14 protein-coding genes are annotated in these 12,318 nt (G+C 73.4%); 6 read left to right on the forward strand and 8 right to left on the reverse strand.

Translation table 11 applies throughout. The features are described from left to right. Positions 1 to 139: 139 nt before the first annotated feature. Genes G3I78_RS05910 through G3I78_RS05920 form a run of 3 tightly spaced genes read right to left on the reverse strand, consistent with a single transcriptional unit; the run spans position 140 to position 3,887 of the window. On the reverse strand, positions 140 to 2,701 hold the full coding sequence (locus tag G3I78_RS05910; RefSeq protein WP_164421715.1) for an ABC transporter permease: 2,562 nt from the start codon (positions 2,699 to 2,701) through the stop codon (positions 140 to 142). Next, positions 2,698 to 3,597, reverse strand: coding sequence for an ABC transporter ATP-binding protein (locus G3I78_RS05915; RefSeq protein ID WP_239157635.1), 900 nt, complete (start codon positions 3,595 to 3,597; stop codon positions 2,698 to 2,700). Before G3I78_RS05915 ends, G3I78_RS05910 begins: the two co-directional genes overlap by 4 nt. Next, positions 3,594 to 3,887, reverse strand: a complete 294-nt coding sequence (locus G3I78_RS05920; RefSeq protein WP_164421716.1) for an SHOCT domain-containing protein — start codon at positions 3,885 to 3,887, stop codon at positions 3,594 to 3,596. Before G3I78_RS05920 ends, G3I78_RS05915 begins: the two co-directional genes overlap by 4 nt. Before the next feature lie 187 nt (positions 3,888 to 4,074). Between G3I78_RS05920 and G3I78_RS05925 the strand changes: the two genes are divergently transcribed. The 5 genes from G3I78_RS05925 to G3I78_RS05945 all read left to right on the forward strand — a co-directional run bounded on the left by G3I78_RS05925 (position 4,075) and on the right by G3I78_RS05945 (position 6,743). Further along, positions 4,075 to 4,638: a TetR/AcrR family transcriptional regulator gene (locus G3I78_RS05925; RefSeq protein WP_239157636.1), complete on the forward strand. Its 564-nt coding sequence runs from the start codon at positions 4,075 to 4,077 to the stop codon at positions 4,636 to 4,638. Between the two features lie 14 nt (positions 4,639 to 4,652). Continuing rightward, entirely contained in the window at positions 4,653 to 4,943 is a 291-nt protein-coding gene (locus G3I78_RS05930) for a cupin domain-containing protein (protein ID WP_164421718.1), read from the forward strand. Between the two features lie 11 nt (positions 4,944 to 4,954). Continuing rightward, positions 4,955 to 5,539: a DUF4865 family protein gene (locus G3I78_RS05935; RefSeq protein ID WP_164421719.1), complete on the forward strand. Its 585-nt coding sequence runs from the start codon at positions 4,955 to 4,957 to the stop codon at positions 5,537 to 5,539. Beyond that, positions 5,536 to 6,459, forward strand: a complete 924-nt coding sequence (locus G3I78_RS05940) for a phosphotriesterase (protein WP_164421720.1) — start codon at positions 5,536 to 5,538, stop codon at positions 6,457 to 6,459. Before G3I78_RS05935 ends, G3I78_RS05940 begins: the two co-directional genes overlap by 4 nt. A 98-nt stretch (positions 6,460 to 6,557) precedes the next feature. Continuing rightward, positions 6,558 to 6,743, forward strand: a complete 186-nt coding sequence (locus G3I78_RS05945; protein WP_164421721.1) for a DUF1272 domain-containing protein — start codon at positions 6,558 to 6,560, stop codon at positions 6,741 to 6,743. Here the strand turns inward: G3I78_RS05945 and G3I78_RS05950 are convergent. After that, positions 6,740 to 8,209 (reverse strand): ketol-acid reductoisomerase, encoded by a 1,470-nt coding sequence (locus tag G3I78_RS05950; RefSeq protein ID WP_164421722.1) that lies wholly within the window; start codon positions 8,207 to 8,209, stop codon positions 6,740 to 6,742. The genes G3I78_RS05945 and G3I78_RS05950 overlap by 4 nt on opposite strands. Before the next feature lie 85 nt (positions 8,210 to 8,294). On the opposite strand from G3I78_RS05950, the gene ilvY reads away from it, so the two are divergent. Then, positions 8,295 to 9,140 (forward strand): HTH-type transcriptional activator IlvY, encoded by an 846-nt coding sequence (gene ilvY / locus G3I78_RS05955; protein ID WP_164421723.1) that lies wholly within the window; start codon positions 8,295 to 8,297, stop codon positions 9,138 to 9,140. Between the two features lie 65 nt (positions 9,141 to 9,205). On the opposite strand, the gene G3I78_RS05960 is transcribed toward ilvY, so the two are convergent. From G3I78_RS05960 to G3I78_RS05975, 4 genes are read right to left on the reverse strand one after another with little or no spacing between them, the layout of a single operon-like run. Next, positions 9,206 to 9,664 (reverse strand): RpiB/LacA/LacB family sugar-phosphate isomerase, encoded by a 459-nt coding sequence (locus tag G3I78_RS05960; RefSeq protein WP_164421724.1) that lies wholly within the window; start codon positions 9,662 to 9,664, stop codon positions 9,206 to 9,208. 1 nt (position 9,665) lies between these two features. Then, the gene (locus G3I78_RS05965; RefSeq protein ID WP_164421725.1) at positions 9,666 to 10,388 is read right to left on the reverse strand and encodes an NUDIX hydrolase; all 723 of its coding nucleotides are present in this window, start codon (positions 10,386 to 10,388) and stop codon (positions 9,666 to 9,668) included. Further along, positions 10,381 to 11,625, reverse strand: coding sequence for an ROK family protein (locus G3I78_RS05970; protein ID WP_164421726.1), 1,245 nt, complete (start codon positions 11,623 to 11,625; stop codon positions 10,381 to 10,383). The genes G3I78_RS05965 and G3I78_RS05970 overlap by 8 nt, the downstream gene beginning before the upstream one ends. Positions 11,626 to 11,661: 36 nt before the next feature. Continuing rightward, positions 11,662 to 12,303 carry an alpha-ketoglutarate-dependent dioxygenase AlkB gene (locus G3I78_RS05975; RefSeq protein ID WP_164421727.1) on the reverse strand — a complete coding sequence of 214 codons (642 nt, stop codon included), beginning with the start codon at positions 12,301 to 12,303 and terminating at the stop codon, positions 11,662 to 11,664. Between the last annotated feature and the right edge of the window lie 15 nt (positions 12,304 to 12,318).

The following is a 12,318-nucleotide window of genomic DNA, read 5'->3' on the forward strand; positions in this document are numbered from 1 at the left end:
CCCCGGCCGGGTCTCTCCGGCTCGTCCCGTCGGACCGCCGGCCGCCGGGCTGCCGGGCCGCCGGGTCGCCGGGCCGTTCGCGGCCCGTGAGGTGACGACGGTACGGCCGGTCGTCACTCCATGGCGGTGCAGCCGGTCGTCACTCCGTGGCGATGGCCCGCAGCACGTCCAGGCGTGCCGCTCGGCGAGCCGGCCTCAGGCCCGCGAGGGCGCCCGCCGTGAGGCCCACCAGGGCGACGACCGCGAGTTGCAGCGGCGGTATCGCGAAGGCGAAGGCGCTGTCGCTCGTGCCGTCCGACGCCTTGACCAGGACCCAGCCGAGGAAGCCGCCGAGGGCGAGTCCGCCGACCGTGCCGAAGGCGGCGACCAGGACCGACTCCCAGCGGACCATGGCCCGCAGCTGCGACCTGGTCTGGCCCACGGCCCTGAGCAGGCCCAGTTCGCGGGTGCGCTCGTGGATGGCGAGGGTCAGCGTGTTGGCGATGCCCAGCAGGGCGATCAGGACCGCGAGGGCGAGCAGCGCGTAGACGAGGGTGAGCATCATGTCGATGCCGCCCGCCGAGGACTGCGCGTACTCGTCGCGGGTCTGCACCTCGGGGTCGCCGTACCGGGCCGCGACCTTCTCGACGGCCGCCTTGCCGGTGTCCGTGCTCACGCCGTCCTTGAAGGAGACGGCGACCAGGGTGTCCGAGTCCTGGGTGCGGTGCGGGGCCCAGGCCGCGCGGGTGATGACGTAGTCGCCGGCGAGTTCGGACCGGCCGTAGACCGCGCGGACCGTGAAGGTCCGTGAGGTGCCGTCGGTGAAGGTCAGCCGGGCCGTGTCGCCGGTGGCCAGGTGTTGCCTCTCGGCCTCCTTCTCGGTGATCGCGATGCCGTCCGTACCGAGGCCGGACAGGGAGCCCCGGACCTTGCCGAGGTCGAAGGTGCGCTCCAGGGCGAGCGGGTCGGTGACGGTCAACGGCCTTCCCTCACCGTCGACTTCGGCGACACCGCGGCCGAGTCCGACGGCCGTGTCCACCTCGGGCAGCTCCTGGACCGCTCCGGCGAGCCGGGGGCTCAGTCCGCTGCCGCCCGCGCCGAACGACGGGGTGCTGACGGCCACATCACCCGCGAAGGACCGGGACACGGTCTGGTCCATGGTCGCCTTCAGGGACGCCCCGAACACCGTGAACAGCGAGACCACGGCCACGCCGATCATCAGCGCGCTCGCGGTGGCCGCCGTCCGCTTGGGGCTGCGCAGGGCGTTGCGCCGGGCGAGAGCGCCGGTGACTCCGCGCAGCCGGTCGAGAGGGCTGCCGAGGAGACGTACGGCCGTCGTGGAGGCGACCGGACCGAGGACCACGAAGGCGACGAGGGCCAGGACGGCGCCGGTTCCCGCGAGCCAGAGGGACGGGGACACCAGGACACCGGTGAGGGTGACGGCCACGGCGAGTGCCGCGAGGCCTCCTCCGACGACCGCGCGGACCCGGGAGGCGCCCGACTGGTCGACGGCCGTCTCGCGCAGCGCCGCCAGGGGTGCGGTGCGGCCGGCCCGGACGGCGGGGAGCAGCGCGGAGCCCAGGCATACCAGGACGCCGACCGCTAGCGGCAGCGCCATCGACAGGACGCTGACCACCAAGTCGCCCTCGGGGAAGGGGAATCCGATGGCCGGGAACAGCGCCTGGAGTCCGGCCGCGATGCCGATGCCGCCCGCGAGGCCCGCCGCGGACGCGGTCACGGCGACCACGCTCGCCTCCGTCAGGGTCATCGCGGTGACCTGGCGCCGGGAGGCACCGAGGGCGCGCAACAGGGCGTTCTCGCGGGTGCGTTGGGCGACGACGATCGCGAAGGTGTTGTGGATGGAGAAGGTCGCTACGAGCAGGGCGATGCCCGAGAACACCAGGAGCAGGGTGGTGAAGACCGACAGGAACTGACTGGAGATCATGTCGGTGTTCTCCTCGGCCGACTCCTGGCCGGTGATCGCCTCAACACCCTTGGGCAGCAAGGGAGTCAGCCGGTCCACGAGCTGCTGCTGGCCGACGCCCGGTCCCGCGCGCACCTGGATGCCCGTCGCCTCGCCGGGCCTTGCCGTGAGGTACTTCTCGGCGTCGGCGCGGGTCATGCCGGTGAAGGTCACCTGGGCCATGCCGTCCTCGCCGCCGAAAGTCGCGAGGCCCACGATCGTCACCTCGACGGGGTCGGGGGTGCGCAGGACCGTCGTGTCGCCGATCTTCAGGCCGCCCCGGTCGGCGGTGCCCCGGTTGACGACGACCTCGCCGGACTTCTCCGGGGCGCGGCCCTCGGCCAGTCGGTACGGGTTGAGCTCCGGGTCGTCGATCCAGTTCCCGGCCAGGGTGGGCGGGCCCTGGCCGCCGATGGGCTTGCCGTCGGCGCCGATCAGCTGGCCCGCGCCCTGGACGTCGGGGGCGGCGGCCGCCACACCGGGGACCCGCTCGACGGTCTCGGCCAGGCTCGCGTCGACAGGTGCGCGCACCCCCTGGCTCTCCCCCGGCGTGGTGATCGCGTCGGCGCTGCGGAGCACGGCGTCGGTGCCGCTGGTCGCCCTGCCGAACATCGTGTCGAAGCTCGCGCGGAGCGTGTCGCCCATGACGAGCGTCCCGGCGAGGAAGGCGACGCCGAGGAACACGGCGAGGAAGGTGCCGGCGAAGCGGCGCTTGTGGGCGCGGAGGGAGGAGGCGCTGAGGCGGACGGAGGCGTTCATGACGGTCCCTCCGTCCGTGTCTGCGTCGGCGTCCGCAGAGAGGCCGGTGCGGGTACGGACGCCGGTGCCGATGCCGGTGAGGACGCCGGAGCCGCTGAAGAGGCCGCTGTCCGCGAGTCCGCCGCCGTCCGTGAGGCCGTCTCGAACGCCTTCATCCGGTCCAGCACCTTGTCGGCCGTCGGGGATTCCATACGGTCCACCAGGCGCCCGTCGGCGAGGAAGACCACCTCGTCGGCGTGGGCGGCGGCGACCGGGTCGTGGGTGACCATGACGACCGTTCGGGCGGTCTGGCGCACGGTACGGCCGAGGAGTCCGAGGACCTCGCCGCCGGAGCGGGAGTCGAGGTTTCCGGTGGGTTCGTCGGCGAAGACGACGTCCGGCCGACCGGCGAACGCCCGGGCCACGGCGACGCGTTGCTGCTGTCCGCCGGAGAGTTCGGCGGGCCGGTGGTGGAGCCGGTCGCGCAGGCCGACGACGTCGACCAGGGCGTCGATCCACTCCTGGTCGCCCTTGCCGCCCGCGAGGTCCAGCGGCAGCCTGATGTTCTCCTCGACGGTCAGCGTCGGCACCAGGTTGAAGGCCTGGAAGACGAAGCCGACCCGGTCGCGGCGCAGCAGGGTCAGCCGACGGTCGTCGAGCGCGCCCAGTTCGGTGTCGCCGATGTAGGAGGCGCCCGCGGTCAGCGTGTCGAGGCCGGCCGCGCAGTGCATGAGGGTGGACTTGCCGGAGCCCGAGGGCCCCATGATCGCGGTGAAGCGGCCGGCCGGAAAGTCGACGCTCACCCCGTCCAGGGCCCTGACGCCGGTGTCGCCGCTGCCGTAGACCTTCACGGCGTCGACCACGCGGGCGGCCGGCGGCATGTCCGCCCGGGCGGTCGAGACGGTCGTCGCCGTCATGCCGCACCTCCCTTGCCCGTCGTACGGCCGAACTGCTCGTCCAGGGCGGACAGCCTGCGCCAGTACTCGTCCTCGTCGATCTCGCCGGAGGCGAAACGGCGGCCGAGCACGGCGATCGGCGAGTCACCGGAGGGGCCACTGTCGGCCATGGCGCGCCACGGTCCGCGGCGCCCGCGCCAGACGGTGCGGCGCAGGACGGTGACGACGCCGAGCACGACGGCCGCCCAGATCAGCGGGAAGAAGAGGATCCACGGGCCCGGGCCGCCGTCCCAGTTCGCGAGTGTCTGCATGTCGGTTCATCTCCCTGGAGGTTCTGACGCTGTCCTTCGGTGCTGTTTCGAGACTGGCTCCGGGGAGGGGTCCGGGTCGTCGTACGGCCAGCGGCAGTGCGTGTACCTCCCGGGGAGTACGCGGGCCTGTTCCGGCTGCTCCACAAGGCCCTCGATTTCTGTAACTACTAGTATGTACAGTGAGTCCATGAGCACCTCGGACCGACTGATCGAGTCCACCCGTGAGCTGCTGTGGGAGCGGGGCTATGTGGGCACCAGCCCCAAGGCCATCCTGGAGCGCGCGGGTGCCGGTCAGGGCAGCATGTACCACCACTTCAAGGGCAAGCCCGATCTCGCGCTGGCCGCGATCCGGCGCTCCGCCGAGGAGTTGCGGGCCACCGCGGAAGAGGTGCTCGGCGGTCCCGGGACACCGTACGAGCGCATCGAGGCGTATCTGCGACGCGAGCGGGACGTGCTGCGCGGATGTCCGATCGGCCGGCTCACGATGGACCCGGAGGTGATCGCCAGCGACGAGCTGCGCGCACCGGTCGACGAGACGATCGACTGGATCAGGGAACGAATCGCCGGGATCGTCGAAGAGGGCAAGGAACAGGGCCAGTTCGCGTCCTCGCTGGACGGCGAAGAGATCGCCGCGACCGTCCTCGCCACCGTCCAGGGCTGCTATGTACTGGCCCGGGCATCCGGCTCGCCCGCGGCGTTCGACGCCGGTGTGCGGGGCCTGCTCTCACTGCTCACCCCCAAGTCGTCGTAAGGGAGCCGATTGACGTGCGGATCACCCGACAGCGGGCCGAGACCCGGCAGGGCGCGGCGGAGAACAGCACCGGGACGGTGTGGCTCGACGAGATCGCCGCACCACCCGCGCCGTCGAGAGTGCGGATGTTCAACGTCCACTTCGCGCCCGGCGCGCACACCACGTGGATCGAGCCGGGCGTGTGGCACTGGCACGGAGCCGGGCCGCGCACCTTCATGACCCGTCTCGCGGTCGTCGAGGCGGCGGCGGACGGCACGACCGCCGACCGGTCCGAGCATGTCGCCCCCGAGGACCACCCCGCCTGAGGAGGCGCCCGATGCACGCCATGCAGTACGAGCTCACACTCCCCGCCGACTACGACATGGCCGTCGTCCGCGCCCGGGTGGCCCGGATCGGGCATCTGCTCGACGACTGGGAGGGCCTCGGTTTCAAGACGTACCTGATACGCGAGCGCGGGGTGCACGGCTCACCCGTCAACCAGTACGCGCCCTTCTACCTCTGGAACACCGTGGAGGGCATGAACACCTTCCTCTGGGGCGGCGCCTTCCAGGGCCTCAGCAACGACTTCGGGCGGCCGTCGGTACGGCAGTGGACAGGGCTGTCGTACGAGGAGGGCGGCGCCGCGGGCTCTCCCGCGCGGTCGGCTGTGCGGCGGAGTGAACCGGTGCCCGAGGGCGCGGAGTTGGCGGAGCTGATGGCGGACGCGGTCGGGACGGCGGAGCGGCTGGCCGAGGAGGACGGCGCGCTGTTCGTCGCCTCCGCGGTGGACACGGCCCGCTGGGAAGTCGTCCACTTCTCGCTCTGGACGCAGGAGACACCCAAGGCCGACGGGGACGTGTTCGAGGTGCTGCACGTGTCGGCGCCGGGACGGGAGCGCCTGCCGAGGGGGCGCCAGTGGTGAGCGCGGTCCGTACGGTGGCCGGGGATCTCCCGGCCGAGCGGCTCGGTGTGTGCGACGCGCACGACCACCTGTTCTTCGGCAGCCCCCGACTGCCCGGTCAGGAACTGCGCAGCGCGGCCGCGGCCCGGGCCGAACTCCAGGCGTTCGCGGCGCAGGGCGGCGGCGCCGTCGTGCAGTGGACGCCGTACGGGCTGGGGCGGCGGGCCGCCGATCTGCCTGCGCTGTCCCGGGAGACGGGGGTGCACATCGTCGCCGCGACCGGGTTGCACCAGGCGGTCCACTACGACGACCGTACGCTCGCCGGGCTGCGGGGCGGGCTGGCCGAGGTGTTCGTCGCCGAACTCACGGACGGCATCGGCACGTCGGGGGTCCGCGCGGGACTGATCAAGGTGGCGGGCGGCTTCCACGCCCTGGACGCGCACGCGCGCTGGACCTTGGCCGCGGCTGCCGAGGCCCACCGGGCGACGGGGGCGCCGATCGCCGTGCACCTGGAGCTGGGCACCGGTGCGCCGGACGTACTCGACCTGCTGTGCGGGGAGTTGGCGGTGCCGCCGTCGCGGGTGATCCTGGGGCATCTGAACCGCTCCCCCGATCCCGTGCTGCACCGCCAGGCCGCCGAATCGGGCTGTTTCCTCGCCTTCGACGGGCCGTCCCGCGCCCACCACGCCACCGACTGGCGTATGCCGGACGCTCTCCGGGCCCTCGCCGACGCCGGTCACGGGGACCGGCTGCTGCTCGGCGGCGACACCACGACCGCGTCCGCGCGCTCGGTCGACGGCGGACCGGGGATGCCGTACCTGCTGCGCCGGGTGCGGCCACGGCTCGCGGCCGAGCTGGGCGAGGAGCTGGTCCGGCGGATCCTCACCGACAACCCGGGCCGGGCGTTCGCGGTGGAGTGGCCCGATCCTGTCGCTCGCTGACCCGCCGTGCCCTTTCGGCCCGGTCGGGCGGCACGAGGATGAGGGGACGACGTCCGCGCAGACGCAAGAAGCACGTCCGCGCGAGGAAAGGCGGAGCCATGGCACTGGAGATGCGCGAGCGATGCGAACGCTGCGAGACCGCGTCCCTGCCGCCCGACGCCCCGGCCCGCATCTGCTCGTACGAGTGCACCTTCTGCGTGCCATGCACGGAGGCCATGGCGGGCGTCTGCCCCAACTGCGGCGGCGAGTTGGTCCCGAGGCCCCGCCGCCGAGCCGGCCGCTAGGCCACTGAGATGTCCACGGAGGGGCGGAGCTTGGCAGCCGAGGCCAGTGCCTCGTGCACGGGGTGGGCCGCGAAGGCCGCCAACAGGGCTGTGTCCGCCGGGTGTTCGGCGGCCGGGTAGGCGATCTGCTCGTAGGCGGCCTGGAAGCGCGGGCCCCAGCGGCGGGCGCCGAGGCGGGCCGTGCGGGAGCAGTTGTCGACCATGTAGGCCACGTCCCGGGCGTGCATGTACGGCAGGAGCGAGTCGACGGCCTCGATGACGGACTCGTTGACGATCTCCGACCAGGGGTGGCCGCGCTCGGCGAACTCGTCGACCTGAGCGAGCATGGTGGCGACGAAGACCCCGGCCGTGAACGGGTCGACGGACAGCTCGCGTTCGCTCCGCAGCGCCCGCACCCGCTCGCCGGCGCCCCACATGGGCGATCCGCCGATCTCGCTCATCCGCCGTGCGCCGAGCCGCCGTTCGGCCAGGATCACGCTGCGCAGCTCGGTGCCGTCGGCGACCTCGTCGTAGATCTCCGCGACGATCTCGCGCGCGGGACCGTAGGTCGCCGTGTAGGCGCGGTCGAAGACCTCCTGTCCGGCCGGGTCGAGAGCCTCTCGCACGGCCCGCAGCCCGGAGTGCGAGATCGTGCGGGCGATCGGCCCGGTGACGTTCTCGCAGGACCGCCGGTACGCCGTCACCTCGTCGTCCCCCGCCAGCCGGTACCGCGTGTACAGCGTCTCGACGATCCCGTGGACGGCACCGAGCAGGATGGCCCGCTCGCCGACGATGTCCGAGAGGTACTCGCTCTCCAGCGTGGTGCGGAAGGTGTACGGCGATCCGAGCGCCACCGACCAGCCGAGCGCGAGGTCGACGGCCCGGCCGTCGGGGTCGGCGTGCACGGCGAAACTGCTGTTGATCCCGGCGCCGTTGACATCGGCGCCCTGCTGGTAGAGGCGGCGCACCGAGTCGCCCATGCCCTTGGGGCAGACCGCGATCACCGGGTGCCCCGCCGGGAACTCACCGCCCGTCTCCCGGAGATGACCGAGCAGGAAGCCGTGCGAGAGCCCGATCGCCGCGCCGGGCTTCAGCACCGCGAAGATCTCCTGGTGGTGGGCGGCCAGTGCCGCGTCCGCGATCAGCAGCACGACCAGGTCGCTGTCGGCGGCGACCGCGAGCCAGTCGCCCAGCGTGCCGTCCTCTTCGGTGAAGCCGTGGGCGCGCGCGTCGGCGGCCGAGGAGGAGCCGGGGCGCAGTCCCACGGCCACCCGGATGTCCGTACCGGCGAGCGAGTCGCGCAGGTTGAGCGCCTGGGCCCGGCCCTGCGGGCCCCAGCCGAGCACCCCGACCCGGCGGACCCCGGCGAAGGCCTGGGGCAGCAGGGCGAACAGGTGCCGGCCGCCGCGCAGGACGGTCTCGGTGCCGCCGGGGACGTCCATGGTTTCGAGGGCGAAGACGCGGGAGGCGTACGTGGTGGAGGTCATGGTGGAGTTGTAGGCTCCGGCCGAGTGTTGCGGCAAGCGCAACTTCCGCATCGCGCTGTTGCACTGCATGAAAGGCCCAGGTCACATGGATGATCACCGGGAGCTGCGTCTCTTCCTGCACCTCGCGCAGACGCTGAACTTCGGCCGGACGAGCCTCGACTGCCATGTCAGCCCGGCCACGCTGACGAGGACCGTGCAGCGGCTGGAGGCGGATCTCGGGCACCGGCTGTTCGACCGTGGCCCGCGCGGGGTGTCGTTGACCGCGGAGGGGCACCGCTTCCGTGAATACGCCGTCCAGGCACTGGAGTTGTGGCGCGCCTACCGTGAGGAGCATCCCGATCCGGCCGAACTGACCGGCCGCCTGGCCGTGTTCGCGACGGTGACCGCCTGCCAGGCCCTGCTTCCCGATCTGTTGGCGCCGTTCCGCGCGGCCCATCCCCAGGTGCGGCTCGATCTGCGCACCGGTGACGCGGCGGCCGCGCTGGCCCGGCTGGACGAGGGCGAGGTGGACGTGGCCGTCGCGGGGATCCCGGCCCGGCTGCCGGAGGGGCTGGTGAGCCGGACGGTCGCGGTGACCGAGCTGGTCCTCGTCACCGCGCGGGAGCGGCCCGACCCGGATCTGGCCGGGCCGTTCGTCCTCCCGCACCGCGGGCTGGTCCGCGAGGCCGCCGACCGCTGGTTCCGGGCCCGGGGCACGGTTCCCGACGTGGCCTGCGAGCCCGACGGCCACGAAGGGCTGCTCACACTGGTCGCCCTGGGCTGCGGCACGGGCGTGGTCCCCCGTCTCGTACTCGAGCACAGCGCGGTGCGGGAGCGGCTGGCGGAGGTGCCCGCCGAGTCGGCGCCGGAGCGGTTCCCGATCGGGTTGTGCGTGCGGCGGGCGGATCTGCGGCGGCCGGCGGTGGCGGCGCTGTGGAGTCTGTGCGGGTGAGGCCTGTCTGAGTGGTGAGTCCTGCCCGGGCTACCAGCACCGGCCATCCGGTCGCCCAGCACTGGCTATCCAGTCCCCTGGTCGCGACCCTCCAGCCGCCCCACATGCGCCACGTTCCCCCGGTCCTCCGCGTCCCCGCTCGGCTCCCCCGCGAACCACGCGTCCAGGATCTCCTTGAGCAGCGGCTCCGACGTCAGCCGCAGGCTCAGGGCCAGCGCGTTGGCGTCGTTCCAGCGGCGGGCGCCGTCCGCCGTGTAGGCGTCCGTGCACAGGGCGGCCCGTACGCCGGGGACCTTGTTGGCGGCGATGGATGCGCCCGTGCCGGTCCAGCAGCACACGATCGCCTGGTCGGCCGTCCCGGCGGCCACCTCACGGGCCGCGGCCTCGGAGCAGACGGCCCATCGCGGGTCGTCGCCGGGGCTCAGCGCGCCGTGCGTGAGTACGTTGTGGCCGCGGACGCGCAGCTCGTCGAGGAGGGCGCGCGCGACCGGTTCGTCCATGTCCGAGGAGACGGAGATCCGCATGTCACGAGCCTACTCGGCGGCTCAGCCTGCGGACGAGGGGTTCCAGGTAGACGACGTGCGGCCCGGTGAGCCCGGCCAGGTCGGCCGGGGACCCGACCAGGGCGATGCGGTCGAACTCCGGGTCCTGTCCGCGTGCTGTCTCGGCGGCGACCAGATCATCGAAGCGCGCCCGCACCTCGGACGCGGGCAACGGCGGGGCGAGGTAGTGGACGCCGACCTGGCCGCCCTCGCCGTGGGTGACCAGCAGGCGGGTGAGCGTGTCGGCCGGAATGTCGACGCCGGTCTCCTCGGCCAGTTCGAGTGCGGCGTGACGGCGTAGGGCGGGCTCGTCGAGAACCGTGTCGCCGAGCGGTGGCTCGACCGAGCCGCCCGGGAACTGCCAGCGGCCCGGCGCGGCGGTGAAGGACGACATCCGGCCCACCAGCATCCGACCGTCGCCGGTCGGCTGGACCACGCTCACGAAGAGGGAGCGCAGGGGCCGGGCGCCCGGGACGCGGCGCAGGGCGAAGTAGCGGTAGGTCGTCCGGGCCCAGGAGACGACCAGACGGTCCGGGTCCGTCCGGTCGAGGCCCGCGCAGACCGCCACCGGTCCGTCGAAGAAGCTCGGGTTGGCCGTGAGCGCCGCGTCCCACGCCCGGTCCATGGCCGTGCGTTCCTCGGCGGTCAGCACCGGCGGTGCCACCTCGACCAGGTGCATCCCGGCGGGCTCGATCAGTTCAGTCACGGACGAGTGCACCCAGCGGGTCGTCCAGCACCGGCTGCCACGCCAACTCGGCCGCCCCGACCAGGCTGTTGTGGTCGAGGGTGCAGGCCAGGATCGGGACGCCACCGCTCTGGCCCCACAGACTGCGCTCGGCCACGACCGCGCGCAGCCGCTCCGGGTCGGCGTCCAGGAGGGTGCGGTGGACGCCGCCGAGGATGATGCGGTCCGGGTTGAGGATGTTCACCAGGCCCGCGAGTCCCAGTCCCAGCCGGTCGATCAGCGTCTCCACGGCGGCCCGGACGGCGGGGTCGTCGTACTGGTCGCGGACGAGGTCGTTGGCCTGCTGGAGGAGGGAGAGTTCGGGACCGGGTTCGCGGCCCGCCGCCGTGAGGAGGGCGAGCGGGTCGGCCTCGACGTCCAGACAGCCGCGGCTGCCGCAGTGGCAGGGGCGGCCCTCGGGGTTGACGGTGAGGTGGCCGACTTCGAGCGCCAGGCCCGAACTGCCCGTGTGCAGACGCCCGTCGAGCACCAGCGCGCCGCCCACGCCCCGGTGTCCGGTCGCCACGCAGAGCAGGTCCCGGGCGCCGCGACCGGCGCCGTGCCGGTGCTCGGCGAGCGCGGCGAGGTTGACGTCGTTGCCCGCGAAGGCCGGTCCGGTGATGCCGGCGGCCCGCACGCACTCGTCGAAGATCCGGCGGACGGGGGCACCGGCGGGCCAGGCCAGGTGCAGGGGGTTGAGGGCGAGTCCTTCGGGTTCGGCGACCGCGGACGGTACGGCGAGTCCGGCGCCGACACAGCGTCTGCCGGTCGTGCGCAGCAGTTCGGTGCCCGCCTCGACGACGGAGCCGAGGACCTTCGCCGGGTCGGCGTCGACGGTCTCGCAGCCGGGCGCGGTGGCGACGATACGGCCGCCCAGACCGACCAGCGCGGCCCGGAAACCGTCGGCGTGCACCTGCGCGGCCAGCACGACCGGGCCGTCCTCGGCGACCGCGAGCCGGTGCGAGGGCCGGCCCTGGGAGCCCGCGGGCGCGGTGGGCCGGGCGTCGACGCGGATCAGCCCGAGCGCCTCCAGTTCGGCGGCGACCGCTCCGGCCGTCGCCCGGGTCACCCCGAGTTCGGCGGTGAGCACGGCCCGGGTGGGGGCGCGTCCGGTGTGCACGAGCTCCAACGCGGGCCCGAGCGCGCCTCGCCCCCGGTCCAGCCGCGTCCTTGAGGTGGTCCCTTCCCCCGCCGGCCGGGGGTCCGCCTTGCCGCTCATGAGGGCGAGTCTCCCATGATCCGCTCGTGACACGGCCTACCGCCCGCTGACCCGCAGCGTGATGTTCAGCCGCCCCGTCAGCCCCAACTCGGGCGGCGCGGTGCCCGGATGCACACGGGGCACCCCGTGGTAGGCGAGCCGCGCCGGGCCGCCGAACACGAACAGGTCGCCGCTGCGCAGCTCGACGTCCGTGTACGGCTTGGTCCGGGTCTCGGTGTTCCCGAACCGGAAGACACAGCTGTCGCCGAGGCTCAGGGACACCACGGGGGCGTCCGACTCCTCGTCGCTGTCCCGGTGCATGCCCATGCGGGCGTCGCCGTCGTAGAAATTGATCAGTGCGATGTCGTACAGCGCCTGCCGCGGGCCGAGCGTGTCCCGTACCGCCTCCCGGCCCAGCTCGCCCAGCCAGTGGGGGAACGGTTTCACCGGTGCCCCGTCGCCGTCGGCGACCGTGCGGGCGTAGGCGTACGGATACCAGTGCCAGCCCAGGCAGACCTGCCGTGCGGTCATGGTGCCGCCGCCCGGGGTGCGGACGGTGCGCAGTCCGGCGGGTGGGCGCGCCCACTCCCGGCAGGCATCCAGCAGCTCGCGCTGTCGCGCGGGGTCCAGCCAGTCCGGCAGGTGCACCGCGCCCGGCGCGACCTGCGTGCGGGGCCTGGGGAACAGCTCGCCTTCCATGGACGCCATCCTGCC

Origin of the sequence: Streptomyces sp. SID13726, assembly GCF_010548375.1 — a bacterium.
Classification (GTDB): domain Bacteria; phylum Actinomycetota; class Actinomycetes; order Streptomycetales; family Streptomycetaceae; genus Streptomyces.